The organism is Streptodolium elevatio, assembly GCF_053592165.1.
The window spans coordinates 166,276-183,183 of the sequence record NZ_JBSFVE010000017.1; the positions used below are offsets into that span (position 1 = coordinate 166,276).

Sequence of the window (16,908 nt, forward strand, 5' to 3'; positions counted from 1 at the left end):
CCGTCCGTCTCCCCTTTCGGGGCACGGCCACTCCCCGGGGACACCCGTTCGGCCGAGGCGCGTTCCCCGACGGCCGGTCAGCCCAGACCTGCCGCATCCCCGACCCGACGCGCGGCGAGTCCTGCCGGGCCGCGCCGAACCCGCGGCAGATCACTGCCCGCGACTCTCGCGACCGTCGGTTCCGCCGCGGGATGTCGCGGGACGTCGCGGGATCAGTTGTCGTTGTACGCCCTGGCGACGGCGTACGTGTCCTCGTAGAGGTGGTAGCGGGTGATCCGACCGTCCTCTACCGTGGTGTGCAGGGCGAACGCGGTGTCGATGTCGCGGCCGGTCTTCTTGACCTCGGAGACCATGCGTCCGAAGAGCACCACGTGGTCGCCGTCGGCGATGACGTGGTGGAGGTCGAACTCCTTGGCCTGCACGTGGGTTTGCAGCAGCTCGAAGAAGGTCTTCATACCCGCCGCCGAGTCGACCTCCGGCACCCACGGGATGCCCGGAGGGTGCGGGATCGAGAAAGACACCGAATCGGCGAACAACGCCGCCGCCTCCGCGCTTTCGCCCGCGGCAAGCAACGGGAACAAGCTCTGCACAACCTGCGCCGGTGACTGTGCTGTCATGGGCGTCGACGGTACACGCCGCTCGGCGCCGCGGTCCGCCTTCGGGAGTCGGATCTCGCCCGGCTCCCGAACGCGAGGTGGCCGGCCACGTCGTCAGCCGCAGCCCCGCGAACACGCCCTCGTTCACTCGGCTGCTACGTTCGCCGCGTCTCGCGGAACGGAACGGACGGGGTGTCTAGTGGGCGGCCATCGTGAACGGGAGTGGGCGCGGCGGGTGCCGAAGGGCCGGCATGTGCCGGGACGGGCGTCGCGGGCGCGGTTGCGTACGGCAGCGGTCCTGGCGGCTCTGCCCCTGCTCCTGACCGCGTGCTCCGCCGGGGCCCACGGCTCAGGGGCCGGCGGCGTCCGGGACGCCGCACGCACCGGCGGCACGCCGTCCGGTGACGCTGCCCCGACAACGACGACCAAGCGTCCGGCAACCACGGAAGCGCCCGATCCGGCCTCCGCGCCGGTCAACGTCATCGAGGTGGTCGGCTCGCAGTGGCAGTGGGCGTTCACCTACAAAGAGGGTCCCGGCCAGCAGATCGGCGCGGTCCACGACGCCGCGGCGAGCGGGGACGTCCCCACGCTGTACTTGCCTCAGGGACAGCTGGTGCGGTTGGAGATGAAGTCCACCGACGTGATCCACTCGCTCTACGTACCTGCCTTCCTGCTCAAGTTGGACCTCGTCCCCGGCCGGACGAACAAATTCGAGTTCACGCCGAACGTCGTGGGCGATTACGACGGCCACTGCGCGGAGTTGTGCGGTGCCGGCCATCACGAAATGCGCGTCGCGACAAAGGTCGTCACCCCAGAGGAGTACCGGCGACACCTCACCCAGTTGAAAGCCCAGGCCCGAACCGAAGCCGCGCCCTGACCAACTGCCGCACGCCACACCGTGACTGCGTGGTGTCCGGCAGCCGGCAGAAGGGACTGGCGACGCCGTTCGGCCCTGCGTCCGTGACCGGAGAGGGAACTACAGGAACAGGTACGCCGACAGCGCCGTCAAGGCTGCGAGGAGAAGGAGCCACAGGAGGCGGGGCGCGGGAGCATGCCGGTCCCGTTCGGTGGGGCGCAGGTCCGGGTTGGCGTGCATGGTGGCGAGGACGGCTGCCACATGGGCCAGTTCGCTCTGCCCAGGGAGGAGCGCGCGTCGGCCCGAGGTGGTCGTGACCACCAACGTGCGGACGACGTAGGACACTTCGGCAACGTCCGACCATGCGACGGTACGGCGTCCCCAAGCGGCGGTCAGATGGATGCCGTCGGCGTCGCCGGCCACGGTGCCGGTTCGGGTGCGCCACACCACCGCCGCCTCCCGCGGGGCCATCTGGGCCGCGGTCACGTCCAGTTGGCGGGGGCGGTAGGGGGCGCGTGCGGCGGGCCGGATCAGCCGGATCCCGGTGGCGGCAATGCCGGTACGCGTCCCGCCATCCGCGGTCGGCACGGTCAGGGCCACGGACGCGCGGGGGCGGGGCACTCCGTACAGGACCGCTTCGCACATGCGGTCGGACGCGCTCGGCGAGGGCACGTCGCAGCCGAACAAAGGGGTGCGGCCGTACCGGTCGTCGGCCGGGTACACGATTGTGCGCCCCGGGCGGTGTTCGCGTACGAGAACAAGGCGCGCGGGCGCCGAGCCGTTTGCCGACCGAGCCGCGCGCGCAGGTGCCAGGAGCGCGCCGGCCAGGGTCACGAACACGGGTCCCGCCGCCAGGATGCCCCACCAGGTCGCCGCCGAGATGTCGGTCAGGCGCCACCCGTAGGTGAAACCGCGTTGGTTCAGTGCGCCGTCCTGCCGGTCCGTCTCGCCGGGCCGCGGCGGCACGGCCGTGATCGCGCTTTCCAGGACCGTGATCTGAACACGTTGTTCCGTCGCCTGGTTCTGTTGTCGGTACCAATCCTCCAACGCGGCAGGAGGTGGTTCCTGGTAAGGGTTCGGATCCACGTCCGGGTCCACGAACGTGCCGAAGCGTCCGTCCCGGCCGACGAGCGAGCTGTCGTGCGCCACCACTGCCGCATCGGCACGATCCGGTCGGTCGGCGGCTCCGCCCGCGGCGGATACCCCTGCCGCCATCAGGAGCACGCCGGCGAGCCCCGCCGTACGCAGGGACGCCTTCCGGTCCCAACGACCGGACGGGGCGGCGGCGATGTCCAGCCCGTCGGCGGCGAAAAGCCGGCCGCGGCGCCGCGCCACGAGCAGCGCGGCGGTCTGCGCCGCGAACCCCCACAGCAGCGCGCCGGCCAGAAGCCACCAACGCCACGCGCCGTCGTTTGTCATCGGATCCGTGAGGGCGGCTGCGATCGCGAGCGCGGGGGCGCAGAGCGTCGCCATCCATGGGAGTCTGACGAGCGATACGACGTACACCACCATGAGTGCGAACATCACCGGCGCGGATGTGTCCGGCGCGCACGGGCCGCCGGCGCCGCAGCTCTGCGGCACCGCGGTGGACAGCACGGTGAAGCCGACCGCGACCATCGCCGCCGCGGGCCACCACACGCGCAAGAACCAGTGGGGCCGGACCGCGGCCCAGGCGTCCGCGCCGGACGCCGTCCACGGCTGCACGGCGTCGGGTTTGCCCTCGTCGGGCAGAGCCAGGTGTTCGCGCACTGCCGAAGTATGCCGGTTGGTTGGCGTCCGCCGCAGGCCCACCATCCCGATTGTGTACGGCTCTTGACTGGACGTCAGCTTGCCGGGCAGCCGTCGGCAACCGGCGGCTGCCCGCCCCCGGCACTAGGCTCTGGTGCCATGTTGGTCGGCCGGGATGCGGAGCGGGACCACGTCGAGCGGATCCTGGGGCAGGCGTCCACCGGTCGCAGCGCGACGCTGGTCATCCGGGGCGAGGCGGGGATCGGCAAGTCGGCGCTGCTCGACCACGCCGTGGCCGCGGCGGACGGCATGCGGGTGCTGCGCGGCGTCGGCATCGAGTCCGAGGCGGAGTTGGCGTTCGGCGCCCTGCACCTGCTGCTGTATCCGTACCTGGATCGCCTCGACCTGCTGCCGGACCCGCAGGCGGCCGCGCTGCGCGGGGCGTTCGGGCTGAGCGACGACACGGCGAGCAACCCCTTCCTGATAGGCGCGGCGACGCTGACGCTGGTGGCCGAGTTGGCGGCGGAGAAGCCGTTGCTGTGCGTGGTCGACGACGCGCAGTGGCTGGACCGCGGTTCGTCGGACGCGCTGCTCTTCGCCGCCCGGCGGTTCCAGGCGGACCCGGTCGCGATGCTGTTCGGGGTCCGCGACACGCCCGTACCGTTCCCGACGGCCCGGATCGAGGAGTTGCGGCTGCCGGGTCTGTCGTCGGACGCCGCGGCCGGGCTGCTGGACCGCCACAGTCCCGGACTGACCGCCCCGATGCGCACACGGGTCCTGGAGGAGGCCAACGGGAACCCGCTCGCGTTGCTCGAACTCGGCGCGGCACGTCTGGCCGCGCAGCGCGAAGGTCGCGCCGAACCCGCGCACCAGGTCAGCCCGTTGCCGGTCACACAACGGGTGCAGGAGACCTTCCGCGCACAGATCGTCGGTCTGCCCCCGGCGTCCCGGTCGATCCTGCTGGTCGCCGCGGCCGACCGGTTCGCGGGGATGGACACGGTGCTGCGCGTCGCCCGTGCGGTCGGTGCGGACACGTCCGACCTGGAGGCGGCCGAGCACGCCGGTCTGATCAACGTGGCGGACGGCGAACTGGCGTTCCGGCACCCGCTGGTGCGGGCCGCGGCCTACCAGTGCGCCACCCACCACCAGCGGATCGCGGTCCATCGGGCCTTCGCCGACGCACTCACCGCGCCGGACGTCCTCGACCGCCGGGCCTGGCACCTCGCGGCGGCGACCACCGAGCCGGACGAGGCGGTGGCCGCCGAGCTCGAACGGACCGCGCTGCGGGCGGAGCGGCGCGGCGGGGCCATGGCGGTGTCCGCGGCGTACGACCGCGCCGGCCGGCTGAGCGTGGACCCCGGGCTCAAGGCGCGGCGCATCGCCAAGGCCGCGGCCGCCGCGTACGACGCGGGCAAACCCGACCGCGCGGCGCGGCTGGCCGTCGAAGTCACCTCCCTCACCGCCGATCCGGGCCTGGTCGCGGAGGCGACGTTGCTGCGCGGCCAGATCGAGTACGAGCGGACGTCCCCCGAAGCGGATGCCGCGCTCGCGTCGGAGGCGGCGCGGTTGGTCGTGGACCGCGACCCCGAACGAGCGCTCGTCATGGTGACCGAGATGGTCTGCGCCGGTCGCGATGCGGGCGCGCTGCCGCTGATCGCCGAGGCCGGGCGGTTGTTGGGTGCGTTGCGGCTGCCGCCGGAATCCGCGATGCGGGCGTCCGCCGACGCGCAGATCAGCTGGGGGGACATGCTGAGCGGCAGGACGGAGAAGGCCGTCGGCCCGCTCCGCGCCATGCTCACGGTCGGTCTCGCGCCGGACGCGGAACTCATGCACCGGATCGTCGCCGGGTTCAGCGCTCTGATGCTGGCCGAGGACCGTACGGCCGTCGCCGTGATGGACCTGATGCTGGCCGAGGTGCGGGCCAGTGGGGCGTTGACGTGGATCCCGTACGCGCAGGAGATCGTCGCGGCGGCCCAGGCGCTGCGCGGTGACTTCCTCACGGCGCAGACCTGCCTGGCGGAGGCGGTGTCGCTCAGCGCCGAGTTCGGGATGGACATGGAGGTCGCGGTGTTGCGGGCGACGTCCGTGTGGCTGGCCGCGGTGACGGGCGACGAACCTCGATGCCGCGAACTGGCCGCCGAGGTGCTGCCGGTCGTCGCGGGCCGGCACGCGGTCGGTACCGCGTGGACGTACTGGGGCCTTGGTCTGCTCGACCTCGCCGCCGGACGGTACGGCGCCGCGTTCGACGCGCTGCACGCCGTGTGTGCCGGTCCGGCCAAGTACGACTTCCTCATTCGAGCGGTCCCGGATCTGGTGGAGGCGGCGGTCCGCGACGGCGGCCCCGACCGGGTCGCCGAGCCGTTCGCCGCGTTCGAACTGTGGGCCGGGCACGTGGCCGGCCCGGGCGCGACTGCGCTGCTCCGGCGCTGCCAGGCCGTACTCGAGGACTCCGAGGAGCACTACCGGGCGGCGCTCGACCTGCACGCCGCGCACGGCGGCCGGTTCGACCAGGCCAGGACCCGGTTGCTGTACGGCGAATGGCTCCGCCGCAGACGCCGCCGCGGCGACGCCCGGACCGAACTGGACGCCGCCATGGCCGGGTTCAAGCGGCTGGGCGCGTCGCCGTGGGAAGCACGCGCGACGGGCGAACTCGCCGCGCTCGGGGAACGCCCGACCCTCCAACCGATCGCCGACGACCCGCTGAAGGACCTGACGCCGCAGGAGCTGCAAGTCGTTCGACTGGCGGCCACCGGGCTGAGCAACAAGGAGATCGGCGCGCAGCTGTACCTCAGCCCGCGGACGATCGGCCACCACCTGTACCGCGCCTATCCGAAGCTGGGCGTCACCCGACGGATGGAACTGGCGCAGCTCGGGCTCGGATGACTTAACCGGCCGTCCCACGAGTGGGTTTCGTGCCGGTCACGTGACCGATGTGAAGCGGTGAGCCCCGGCCGTAGCTTCTGCGGTGACGAAAGGAGCAACCGATGTTGCTGGAGAACAAGACCGCGGTGATCTACGGTGGCGGCGGCACGATCGGCGGCGCGATGGCCGGTGCCTTCGCCGCCGAGGGTGCGCGGGTCTTCCTGGTGGGCCGGACGCCGGCGACCCTCGAAGCGGCCGCGGACCGGATCCGCGCCGCGGGCGGCCAGGCCGAGACAGCCGTGGTGGACGCGATGGACGCGTCCGCGGTGAACGACCACATCGACGCCGTCGCGGAGAAGGCCGGCAGCGTGGACATCTCGGTCAACGTCATCAGCCAGCAGGGCATCTTCCAGCCCCTGGCCGACATCTCGACGCCCGACTTCGTCGCGGCCATCGGCAATGCGCTGGCCACGCAGCTGATCACCACGAAGGCCGCGGCCCGGCACATGGTCGACCAGGAGTCCGGCGTACTGCTGTTCTTCGGCGGGTCGGACCCCGCGCACAGCATCCCCGGCCTCGGCAACGTACAGGTCGGCATGGACGCCATCGAGTCGCTGCGCAGGCAGTGGGCGACCGAGCTGGCGCCGCACGGCGTCCGCACCGTCACCCTGCTGAGCGGCGGCATCATCGACAGCTTCCCGGACATCCCCGAGATGGAGGCGGCCAGGCAGGGCATCGTCAACGCCTCGCCGTTCAAGCGTGCCGCGACGACGGCCGACGTGGGCAGGGTCGCCGCGTTCGTCGCCTCGGAGCAGGGCCGCAGCATCGCCTCGACCCAGGTCAACATCTCCTTCGGCGCCTGCTACGGCTGACGGCCGCACGCCGCGGTACGTCCCCTGTGGGGGTCGGCCTTCTGGCAAGGCGGACCCCCACAGCCGCCCACGCCTCGGCTGCCTGGCCTACGACGTGTACGAGCCGCCGTTCAGGTGCAGGGTCTGGCCGGTGATCCACGCCGCCTGGTCGGAGGCCAGGTACGCGCAGAGCGCCCCGGCGTCGTCGGGGAGGCCGATGCGTCCGACCGGGATGCGCTTGGCGAGTTCGCGGGTGTGGTCGGCGACGCGGCCGCTGGCGGCCGGGTCGATCATGCCGAGGGCGATGGTGTTGGCCGTGATGCCGTCGGCCGCGGTCTCCATGGCCAGGTGCCGCATGAAGGCGATGGCGCCGCCTTTCGCGGCGGCGTACAACGAAACGCCGATGGCCTGGCCGACCACCCCGGATCCGGAGGCGATCGTGATGATGCGTCCGTGCCGGCGGTCGGCCATGCCGTCGAGGACCGCCTTGGCGCAGTTCATCACGCCGAACAGGTTCACCTCGGTGAACCGCCGCCACTCGTGCGGCTCGGTCTCCCGGAAGGGCCGGGGGCGGAACGCTCCGGCGCCTGCGTTGCCGGCGTTGTTGACGAGGATGTCGACCGGCGCCGCGTCGTGCGCGAATGACCGCACGGCGTCCGCGACGGACTCGGGGTCGGTCACATCGAACACCAGCGCCCGCGCCTGGTGCCCCGCGTCGCGGATGTGCTTCACCGTGGCGTCCGCGCGGGCGGCGTCGAGGTCGTTGACCGCCACCAACGCGCCTTGAGCGGCCAGGAGTTCCGCGATTCCGGCGCCGACTCCTTGGCCGGCGCCGGTGACCAGGGCGGTCCTGCCGTGCAGGTCGAACATGTGCTTCTCCCGTTCGGGTTGTCGCGCTCGGCCCGGAGGGGTTGCGTTGCGCGCTCGGTCGAAGAATTCGCGGTCAGGACGGTGTGCCGTCGAGATTGCGGACGGTCAGGCCGAGTTCGGCGATGAGGTCGAGACTGATGTGGGTGTTGCCGGTGTGGTCGGCCGGGCAGTCGCACAGCGCGAGGACGGCCTCGACCATGGCCTCCATGGGCTCGATCTGGTCGGGGCGGACGATGTCGCCGACCAGGTCGCGCGCGCCTTCGCTCATGACCGCGGCGCGCGGCTCGACGGTGTTGACGCGGACGCCGGTGCCGTGGAGTTCGGCGGCCAGGCCGTTGTTGACGCGGTTGAGCGCGGCCTTGGTGGCGCCGTACACGGTGGTTCCGGTCCCGGTGCCGCCGAGTTGGAAGGGCGGGCCGTCCCAGTGCCGGGCGGTGCCGCTGGACACGTTGACGATCCAGCCTGCGCCGCGCTCGGCCATCGCCGGGACGACCTGCTGGGCGAGATGCAGGGGTGCGACGCAGTTCAGTTCGTACATCAGACGCATGCGCTTGGCCTGGTAGTCGGCGACGGTCCCGTACAACGCGACGGCCGCGTTGTTGACGAGGACGTCGATCGGGCCGCCGAGGCCCTGTTCGGCCTCACGCACGACGCGTTCGCGGTCGCCCTCGTCGGCGAGGTCGGCCTGGACGACGACGACACCGCCGCCGAACACCCGCAGCCGCTCCGCGGTGTCGACCAACGTGCCCGGCAAATAGGCGTCTTGCGCGTTGACGGTACGGGCCACGATGGCCACGTCGGCGCCCTCCGCCGCGACGCGGTGCGCGACGGCCGCGCCGATGCCCCGGCTGGCGCCGGTGACAAGCACCCGCTTGCCGTCAAGTCGCTGGCTGCCCATACGCGGACTCCTTGGTCGTGGGGCGGGGGTACGGCCGTCGCCGGGCGCCGAAGTGGCCGGCGACGGTCACCAGTTCTTCTGGCGGTCCGCAACGAAGTCGACCTCGTGGAACGGGGCGGACTCGATGGAGTCCAGGACGACCTCCTTGCGCCGGACGAGGTAGCCCGCGTCGGTCCGCACGAGGGTGAAGTGCACGATGCCGCTGGACAGGGTGCTCGGCCGCCGGTCGGCGATCTGGGTCACGAACAGGTAGGACTCCAGGTCGATTTCGTCACCCCGCTCGGCGGTGACATGCACGTTGGCGGCGTTGTGCCGCAGCGGGTACGGGCTGTGCCTGCGGTGCTCTCGCGTCCAGGCCAGCACCGCTTCGGGGCCACGGGCGTCCGAACGGATGAACTCCTCGTGCGGGTGCTGCCCGGTCTCGGTACGGGAACTCGTATGGCAGTCCTCGGCCAACAGCCCGGCCAGGACGTCCAGGTGGCCTTCGTCGTAGTTGAACCACCAGCGGTGGACGACCTGGTGGGCGGCGAGGTGGTCATGTGCGGGCATGCGTACGCTCCGTCGGGGTTTCGTGGGGGCAGTTCTCATGGGGCTGTTCTTGTGGGGCAGTTCTTGTGGCGCCGGGTGTCTGGAGCCGAACTCCGCGACCGGGTCTGCGTCGGAGTGGTCCATGCTCTTCTTGACCTCGTCGAGGTCGGTGTAGACCTCGGCGTTCCAGTGCACCAGCAGCCGCATCTCCTCCGGAGGCGCTGCGCATCGATGGTCGTCATTGCGTACCTACCTCCTGGCCGCCGTCGCCGAAAGGCGAGCGTGCCGCTTCCCGGGCACCGTCACCGCGTACATGCAACAAATACATGCATTGATGCATGGCATCAATGTCATCCGGCCGTTTTTTGTACGTCGTCCACAAAATTAGCGGGTCGGGCGCCGGCGCCTCCTCCGCGAGGAGGTCCTTGCCTACATGTATCAATGCATGTATGACTGGCCGGATGGCACGCACTGCGGAAGACGATCCGGCGGTCCGACGCATCGAGGCGTTCATCGGACAGGTGACCGCCATGAGCCGACTGCCCGCCTCACGGCGGCGACTTCGGCGGCTCGCCGAGATCGACACCCACGAATCCGGACTGTCGATCCTCCTGCTCCTGCGGCGGACCGGCCCGCTGTCGGTCACCGACCTGGCCCGCAACCTCGGCGTCAACCAGTCCACCGCGAGCCGGCAGATCGCACCGCTGGAAGAGGACGGCTTCATCACCCGCACCGTGCACCCCGCCCACCGTCGCATCACCCTGTTGGACCTGAGCGAAGAGGGCCTGGCCGCCTGCGAACGCGCCCAGGCCGTGGGCCGCAGGGACATCGCCTGGGCCGTCAAGGACTGGCCCCCCGAAGACCGCGCCGCCCTGGGCGAACTGATGGAACGCTTCTGGGGAGCCTGGTCCCAGGTCGCGGAGAGCCAAGGGCTCGTGCCCGACGTCACCGATCCCGCACCCACGCCCCCCACGCCGACACAGTCGCCGGAACCGGCACCGCGACCGCGGGCAGGCCGCTCCGGATCTTGAAGTCATGCATCAATGCATGTATGACTTATCGAGGTAGGGCGCCGGAGCGCGACTCGCTCGCGCCCGACATCAACCTCGCAGGCCCCGGAGGGCTCGTTGGAAGACCACGACGGCATCCGTGCCCGGGTACGCGACCTCGTCGCCCGGCACGACCCGACCGCGACCGAGCCCCGGGAGTTCCTCGGGCACCGCTTCGACGCCGGACTCGCCTGGGTGCACGCCCCGGTCGGGCAAGGCGGGCGCGGCGCCCCTCGCGACCTGCAAGCCGTCGTGGACGACGAACTCGCCGCCGCCGGTGTGCCCCGGCTCAACGCCGCGCGGAACCCGATCGGGCTCGGCATGGGCGGCCCGACCGTCCTCGCGCACGGCACCGACGAACAGCGCGCCCGTCTGCTGCGCCCGCTGTGGACCGGCGAGGAGGTCTGGTGCCAGCTGTTCAGCGAACCGGGCGCCGGCTCCGACCTGGCCGGACTCGCCACGCGGGCCGTCCGCGACGGGGATTCGTGGGTGGTCGACGGCCAGAAGGTATGGACGTCCCTGGCCCACCACGCCCGGTGGGCCATGCTGCTGGCCCGCACCGACCCGAACGTGCCCAAGCACCAGGGCATGACGTACTTCGTCCTGGACATGCGCGCCCCCGGCGTGGAGGTCCGGCCGCTGCGCCAGGCCACCGGGCAGGCCGAGTTCAACGAGGTGTTCCTCGCCGACGTACGCATACCCGACACCATGCGGCTCGGCGACGTCGGGCAGGGCTGGACGGTCGCGACCACCACGCTGATGAACGAACGCGTCGCCATCGGCGCCGCCGCCGCACCGCGCGAGGGCGGGCCCCTCGGCGACCTCATGAGCCTGTGGCGCGACCGGCCCGACCTGCGCACCCCCGGGCTGCACCACCGCCTGCTGCGCCTGTGGGTACGGGCCGAGGCCGCCCGCATCGGCAACGAGCGCACCCGCCAGGCCACCGCCGCCGGCAAGCCCGGGCCGGAAGGCTCCGCCGCGAAGCTCGCGTACGCCGCCATCGCCCAGGACACCGCGCGCCTGCACCTCGAACTCACCGGCGCCGACGCGCTGGGCTACGACGACTGGACGTTCCGCCGCAGTGAGATGACCGGCAGCGGACAGGTCCGCTGCCCCGGCTTCCACTACCTGCGCACCCGCGCCAACTCCATCGAGGGCGGCACCAACGAAGTCCTGCGCGGGGTCATCGCCGACCGGGTGCTCGACCTGCCTCGCGAACCGCGCACCGACACCCGGACCCCGTGGAAGGACATCCCCCGGTGAACGCCGCCCACTCCTCCGCCTCCGCCGCCTCCACCCGCTCCGCGCACCGCGCCAACCCGCCGATTCCGTCGCTCATCCCCGGCGACGTGGAAGACGACCTGCGTGCGTCCCTGCGCGCGCTCCTGGGCGAACGCAGTTCCTGGCAAAGGGTCCTGGCCCGCCTGGACACCCCGGACCAGCCGTACGACGAGGACCTGTGGAAGCGCCTGGCCCAGGACATGGGCCTCGCCGGCCTGCTGATCCCCGAGCGCTTCGGCGGTGCCGGGGCGACCGCCCGCGAAGCGGCGCTGGTGCTGGAGGAACTCGGCCGGTTCCTCACGCCGGTTCCGTACCTGGCCAGCGCGGTGGTCGCGACCAGCGCCCTGCTGAGCTGCAGCCCCTGGGCCGAACGGGACGTGGCCGACGAACTGGGCGCGCTCGCCGCCGGATCGCTCACCGCGACGGTTGCGGTGTCCGCTCATCGGGCACCCCGCGCGGCGTTCCCCGACGAAGTGGTCGGCGTCCTCGCCGGTGATGCCGCGACGCTGACCGGAACGGTGCCGCGCGTCCTGGCCGCCGACCGTGCGGACCTGCTGATCGTGCCGGTGCTCGTCGACGGAGCGCCGCACCTGGCCCTCGTCCACGGCGGCGCCCCGGGAGTCACCGCCGCACTCGACATCGGCCTGGACGCCACCCGACCCCTCGGCACCGTCGAACTGCGCGGCGCGCAGGGCCGCGTACTGGCCGGCCCGACCGTGGCAGCCGCCATACTGCGGCACGCGCTGGAGGTCGGCGCGGCGCTGCAGGCGTCGGAGCAACTCGGCACCGCCGAGCAGGCGTTCGAGACCGCGGTCGACTACCTCCGCACCCGGCACCAATTCGGCAGGCCCATCGGCTCGTTCCAGGCGCTGCGGCACCGCGCCGCCGACCTGTGGGCCGACCTGGCCGCGGCCCGCGGCACCGCGCGCTACGCGGCGGCCTGCGCCGCGGCCGACTCCGAGGACTTCCCGCTCGCCTCCGCACTGGCCGCCGCCCACGTGGGTGAAATCGCCGTGCGGACGGCGGAGGAAAGCCTGCACCTGCACGGCGGCATCGGCTTCACCTGGGAACACCCGGCCCACCTGTACGTGAAGCGAGCGATGAGCAGCGCGGTGATCTTCGGAACCCCGGACCGGCACTACGCGGCGCTGGCCGAACTCGCGGACATACCCGGCCCATGAGGCGGCGGCCGCCCGAACCCGCCGGTGCCGCACCGGCCTTGCCACACACCCACGCACCCACGCACCCACGCACCCACAGGCATACGGGCTCACGGTCTCGCCTCTCCTCGCCGCTTGCATGCGTGCCACCGTCACCTATTTCGTGTAGTCAGTACGCCAACTCGCTCCTCCCACCCTCTTCCTCAGGTGGCGAGACCCAGTTGGCCAGAGTGCACCACCACATCCGCATGCCCGCACTCCGATCGGCCGCCGTCCGGCGGTACCGGCTGCTGGTCGCCGTGGCCGCCGCGCTCGTGCTCGCCGCCGGCTGCGCGGCGGCCGGTCGCGGGCCCTCCCCCGGTGCCTCGCAGTCGGGCGCCGCAGCGGAGTTGACGTTCGCGGTGACCCGGGACTCGGCGAGCCTCGACCCGCGGCGACGTACACCCTCGGTGCCGCGGACGGCAGCCGACCGGCCGCCGTGTACGACCTGTTGGTCTGGTCGGACCCGGCCACCGGCACGGTACGCGCGCAGATCGCGGACAGCCTGGAACCCGGTGACGGACGCACCTGGACGCTCCGGCTGCGCCCCGGCGTACGGTTCACGGACGGAACCGCCTTCGATGCGGAGGCGGTTCGCTTCAACTGGGAGCGGCACCGCAACCCGACCAACCGCTCCCTGAAACTCGCCGCCACCTCCGAGATCACCGCTTTCGGGGTTCTCGACCCGCGGACGCTGGTCGTCCGACCGGCCCGGCCCAACGCCAACTTCGACCGCATCGTGGCCGGACAGCCCGGGTTCATCGGGTCCCCGACGGCCATCCGCGCCGACCCCGCGGGCATCGACCGCGCGCCGGTGGGCGCCGGGTCGTCGCTTTCGCGCTCGACGCCGCCGACATCGACGCGCGCTTCCTCCACGCCTAGGGCGCCCCCGCCCGGGGCGTCTTCGCAGAACGCCCCGGACCGGGCGCGGAGCCTCTTCGCGCAGGTCACCTGGAACGGAACGCGGCAACTGGCCTTCGTCCTCCTGGCCCTCGGATCCAAGAGGTGCTGATCGCCAACCACGGCATCCTGCTGTGGGACCGCCTGAACGCGGCGTGACGGTCAGTGGATGATCGACACGATCCGGCAGGCGGCTTCGGCCAGGTCGCGGCGGCCGTCCACCCGGGCGCGGGCCAGTGCGGTGTCCGGCTGGATCCCGCGAGTGCACAACTGCCAAGCGGTCTCCGCGTCCAGGCGCACCGTCGCGCCAGGGTCCGTGGTCGCGGTCCCCGTCGCGGCCTCCGTCGCGGTCCCGGTCGCGGTCTCGTTCGCCGTCAGGGCCACGGCCAGGGACCAGCGCTCCTCGGTGGAGGTGGCGGTCCAGGCGCCGCCGGCCGGGCCGTCGACCTGCACCCGGATCCGGGTGCCGACCGGTGCGTCGGTACCGCGCAGCGTGTGGGGCAGCGCCCGCATGAAGGTGTCCAGAACCACGGTCAGGGACCGTGGGTCAGGGTCCGTGTCCTGCCCGACGGCACGGCGGATCTGCTGGCGGTGTGTCCAGAACTCGGTGAAGTCGCGGGCGCCGTCCAGCCACATCGGGGCCGGATCGACCCCGGCCCAGGACACCCCCAGCGACGGGGCGTCGGGGTCGGCGGCCTCGAAGAAGCGGGCGACCTGCCCGCCGAGCAAATCGAGGGTGTCAATCAGCGCGGGCGGGCTCACCCGCCGGCAGGCGTCCACCCATTCCTGGTTGATGCGGTGGATGAACGGCTCCAGTTCCTCGCCCGCCGCGAAGGCGGGCCCTTCCTTGTGGCCGTCGCGGTCGCGGGCGAGGCGTCCGTAGAAGTCGCCCAGGATGTGGGTGGCGAGAGCGCGCACCGTCCAGCCGGGCACCGCTTCCCTGCCCCAGTCCGCGGCCTCCAGACCGCGCAGGGTGGCCATCAGCGCCGCGTGCTCGGGAGCGAAGAGTGGGCGGGCGTCGATCGGGGCACCGAGCCAGGAAAGGTCCGACCCGTCATTGAGCGGGGAGTCCATAATCCAGACCCTGCCAATCAGACGACCGTTCCACCAGTGAATATCGCTCCAAGTCCACCCCGGCTCGGCGGTCCGGACACCTCACTTCGGCCCGGGCGCATCCGAACTTTTTCGGCGCATGTCAAGAACGCCCGGCCGGATCCGACTGATCGGTGAACAGCCCCGAACGAACGAAGGAAGGCCATGCCTGTCAGCGGCCAGTCGGCGAACAAGCAGACCGTCGAGCGCTACATCGACGGGTTCAACAAGTCCGACCACGCGCAGATCCTGTCGTGCCTGACCGACGACATCGAGTGGACGGTGTTCGGTCACTTCCGGGTCACCGGCAAGGAGGCGTACGACGCCAACATCGAGGGGCCGGACCCGGTCGGCGTCCCTCCGAAGGTGCGGATCACGCGGATGGTCGAGGAGGACGACGTCGTCATGGCGGAGATGACCCTTGAAGCGCTCCAGGCCGACGGCTCCGTGATGCGCGCCGCGATGGGTGAGGTGTTCGTGATGCGCGACGGCCTGATCCGCGAGCGCCGGGCGTACGTCGTGGCCTTGGCCGAGAACGACTACAAGTGACGGGTTCGACGTCAAGGGCCTGGCCAGGTACGGCCACCAGGACGACGCGCAGCCACCGGCGGCGCCGCCGGTTCGCGCGAATTGGCCTCGGCCGACGGCCCCTGAGGCAGTGACTCGAAGTGCCCTCTAAGGTCACGATCATGTTCAAGTCAGGCGTTGGCTTCTTCGCGCTCTTCGGGCTGGGCTGGTGGCTGCTCGCCACCGGCGGACTCGGCGGCGTGCCGGGCGTGACCGCGGTGATCGTCGGAGGCGCCGTCACGGCCGGCGTCCTGCTCGCCGCCCGACGCCTCCCTGCCGCCGCACCGGACGGGTCGCTCAGCCCCGCACGGCGGCGACGCTTCCACCAGGTCAACGCCGTGCAGTGGCTGCTGATCGTGGTCATCGCCGTCGTGTGCGCCCGCGCGGGGGCGCCGTCGCTCATCGGCCCGCTGGTGGCGGCCGTCGTCGGACTCCATTTCCTGCCGTTGGTGGCGGTGTTCGAGCAGCACCGGCTCCGGGTGCCCGCCGCCGCGCTGGTCGCCGTGGGCGCGACCGGCACGGCGGTCTGGCTCGCCGACGGCCCCGACACGTCGGTTCGCCTCGTGGCCGGGCTCGGTTCCGCGGTGACCTTGTGGGCGACAGCCGTCTGGACGCTGCACGGGATCCGGAACGGTGCGCGCAGCGCACGCTGACCGCCGCGCCGCCTTTCGTGGTTGCAGACCCGTCGTACGCGCGGCGCCGAGCCGGCGGCACCGGCCAGGCCCCGCCCGGTTCAGCTCGGTGGGACCAGTTCCCGCGCCAGGGCCACGATCGGCTTGACGCCGGTGTCGTGGTGGGTGAGGACGACGACCAGCCAGTCGTTGTCCGGGAACGCGTCCAGATTGGTCGCCCGCCCGGGTCCGCTGCCGGAGTGTCCGACCACTCGGCGCTTCGCCGTGACGGACTCCGAGTGGCCGTACCCGTAGAACTGCGTCTCGCCGGGCAGGACGGGCGGCCGATCCCCGGGGCCGAGCGCGTGCCTGCCGCTCGTGACGACGCGCGTGAACGGGCCGCTGAGCAGCCTGTTCCCGTGCAGCGCGGTCGCGAACCGGAGCAGATCCGGCGCCGAGGAGAACGCGCCGTGGTACGGGCTTCCCACGGGTGAGTCCGGCCGGGGCGAACACGGCGCCGGGGCCGGTTCAACGTCCGGGGCCGGCGCGTCCGCCGGCACCACACCAAACGCGACACCGCCGTCCGGCCCGGCCCGGTCCGCCGCGCTCGTGCCGCCTGTGAACGCCTACGTCACGGCGGTCAACGGCAAGGATCTCGACGGCCTGGTACGCGCGTTCGCCGCCGGCGCCGAGATCGTCGACGTCGGGCGCAGCATCCGCGGTCACGACGCCATTCGCCGCTGGGCCCAGGCCGAGGTCATCGGCGGCACCTTGACCGTCACCCAGGTCGCCGAAACCCGCGACGGGTACCAGCGCCTGCTTGTGCGGTTCGCCCCCGGCGGGACCGGCGGATTCGCCGCTTACTACGCCTTCACCGTCGACGGGAGCAGCATCACGCGGGCCGAACTCACGTACGCCTGAACCCGGTTGCCCGGCCGGGGGGTGTCACGCAGCACCCCCGGGAAGGCGGCTCGCCTCGGAAGGGCACGGTGCGGTGCCGCGGCGGCCGCCTCCCCGTTG

17 protein-coding genes are annotated in these 16,908 nt (G+C 72.1%); 10 read left to right on the plus strand and 7 right to left on the minus strand.

Annotation, left to right across the window (positions count from 1 at the left end):
* Positions 1-212: 212 nt before the first annotated feature.
* Complete coding sequence (locus ACWD12_RS28475) at positions 213-617, minus strand: nuclear transport factor 2 family protein (RefSeq protein ID WP_358363817.1); 405 nt, start codon at positions 615-617, stop codon at positions 213-215.
* A gap of 232 nt (positions 618-849) precedes the next feature.
* Between ACWD12_RS28475 and ACWD12_RS28480 the strand changes: the two genes are divergently transcribed.
* Entirely contained in the window at positions 850-1,473 is a 624-nt protein-coding gene (locus tag ACWD12_RS28480; protein WP_450101963.1) for a cytochrome c oxidase subunit II, read from the plus strand.
* Positions 1,474-1,572: 99 nt separating this feature from the next.
* Here ACWD12_RS28480 and ACWD12_RS28485 read toward each other — a convergent pair whose 3' ends face one another.
* On the minus strand, positions 1,573-3,201 hold the full coding sequence (locus tag ACWD12_RS28485) for a hypothetical protein (protein ID WP_450101964.1): 1,629 nt from the start codon (positions 3,199-3,201) through the stop codon (positions 1,573-1,575).
* A gap of 138 nt (positions 3,202-3,339) precedes the next feature.
* On the opposite strand from ACWD12_RS28485, the gene ACWD12_RS28490 reads away from it, so the two are divergent.
* The gene (locus ACWD12_RS28490) at positions 3,340-6,063 is read left to right on the plus strand and encodes an ATP-binding protein (protein WP_450101965.1); all 2,724 of its coding nucleotides are present in this window, start codon (positions 3,340-3,342) and stop codon (positions 6,061-6,063) included.
* A 101-nt stretch (positions 6,064-6,164) separates the two neighbouring features.
* On the plus strand, positions 6,165-6,914 hold the full coding sequence (locus tag ACWD12_RS28495) for an SDR family NAD(P)-dependent oxidoreductase (RefSeq protein WP_450101966.1): 750 nt from the start codon (positions 6,165-6,167) through the stop codon (positions 6,912-6,914).
* Positions 6,915-7,001: 87 nt separating this feature from the next.
* On the opposite strand, the gene ACWD12_RS28500 is transcribed toward ACWD12_RS28495, so the two are convergent.
* From ACWD12_RS28500 to ACWD12_RS28510, 3 genes are all read right to left on the minus strand, one after another.
* Entirely contained in the window at positions 7,002-7,763 is a 762-nt protein-coding gene (locus tag ACWD12_RS28500) for an SDR family NAD(P)-dependent oxidoreductase (RefSeq protein WP_358363824.1), read from the minus strand.
* Between the two features lie 73 nt (positions 7,764-7,836).
* Positions 7,837-8,661 (minus strand): SDR family NAD(P)-dependent oxidoreductase, encoded by an 825-nt coding sequence (locus tag ACWD12_RS28505; protein WP_450101967.1) that lies wholly within the window; start codon positions 8,659-8,661, stop codon positions 7,837-7,839.
* Positions 8,662-8,727: 66 nt separating this feature from the next.
* Positions 8,728-9,396 carry a nuclear transport factor 2 family protein gene (locus ACWD12_RS28510; protein ID WP_450101968.1) on the minus strand — a complete coding sequence of 223 codons (669 nt, stop codon included), beginning with the start codon at positions 9,394-9,396 and terminating at the stop codon, positions 8,728-8,730.
* A 254-nt stretch (positions 9,397-9,650) separates the two neighbouring features.
* Here ACWD12_RS28510 and ACWD12_RS28515 point away from each other — a divergent pair, with 254 nt between their 5' ends.
* The 4 genes from ACWD12_RS28515 (at position 9,651) to ACWD12_RS28530 (ending at position 13,730) form a co-directional block, all read left to right on the plus strand.
* Positions 9,651-10,220, plus strand: a complete 570-nt coding sequence (locus tag ACWD12_RS28515) for a MarR family winged helix-turn-helix transcriptional regulator (protein ID WP_450101969.1) — start codon at positions 9,651-9,653, stop codon at positions 10,218-10,220.
* Between the two features lie 96 nt (positions 10,221-10,316).
* Positions 10,317-11,501 (plus strand): acyl-CoA dehydrogenase family protein, encoded by a 1,185-nt coding sequence (locus ACWD12_RS28520; protein ID WP_450101970.1) that lies wholly within the window; start codon positions 10,317-10,319, stop codon positions 11,499-11,501.
* Complete coding sequence (locus ACWD12_RS28525; protein WP_450101971.1) at positions 11,498-12,700, plus strand: acyl-CoA dehydrogenase family protein; 1,203 nt, start codon at positions 11,498-11,500, stop codon at positions 12,698-12,700. Before ACWD12_RS28520 ends, ACWD12_RS28525 begins: the two co-directional genes overlap by 4 nt.
* Before the next feature lie 457 nt (positions 12,701-13,157).
* Positions 13,158-13,730 carry an ABC transporter substrate-binding protein gene (locus tag ACWD12_RS28530; RefSeq protein ID WP_450101972.1) on the plus strand — a complete coding sequence of 191 codons (573 nt, stop codon included), beginning with the start codon at positions 13,158-13,160 and terminating at the stop codon, positions 13,728-13,730.
* Between the two features lie 50 nt (positions 13,731-13,780).
* Here the strand turns inward: ACWD12_RS28530 and ACWD12_RS28535 are convergent, their stop codons facing one another.
* Positions 13,781-14,692, minus strand: coding sequence for a maleylpyruvate isomerase family mycothiol-dependent enzyme (locus tag ACWD12_RS28535; RefSeq protein WP_450101973.1), 912 nt, complete (start codon positions 14,690-14,692; stop codon positions 13,781-13,783).
* Positions 14,693-14,875: 183 nt separating this feature from the next.
* Here ACWD12_RS28535 and ACWD12_RS28540 point away from each other — a divergent pair, with 183 nt between their 5' ends.
* A complete protein-coding gene (locus ACWD12_RS28540; RefSeq protein ID WP_450101974.1) occupies positions 14,876-15,259 on the plus strand; it encodes a nuclear transport factor 2 family protein in 384 nt (127 codons plus the stop codon).
* 140 nt (positions 15,260-15,399) lie between these two features.
* A complete protein-coding gene (locus tag ACWD12_RS28545; RefSeq protein WP_450101975.1) occupies positions 15,400-15,930 on the plus strand; it encodes a hypothetical protein in 531 nt (176 codons plus the stop codon).
* Between the two features lie 80 nt (positions 15,931-16,010).
* On the opposite strand, the gene ACWD12_RS28550 is transcribed toward ACWD12_RS28545, so the two are convergent.
* On the minus strand, positions 16,011-16,451 hold the full coding sequence (locus tag ACWD12_RS28550) for a serine hydrolase (protein WP_450101976.1): 441 nt from the start codon (positions 16,449-16,451) through the stop codon (positions 16,011-16,013).
* 55 nt (positions 16,452-16,506) lie between these two features.
* Here ACWD12_RS28550 and ACWD12_RS28555 point away from each other — a divergent pair, with 55 nt between their 5' ends.
* Complete coding sequence (locus ACWD12_RS28555) at positions 16,507-16,809, plus strand: nuclear transport factor 2 family protein (protein WP_450101977.1); 303 nt, start codon at positions 16,507-16,509, stop codon at positions 16,807-16,809.
* Positions 16,810-16,908: the final 99 nt, after the last annotated feature.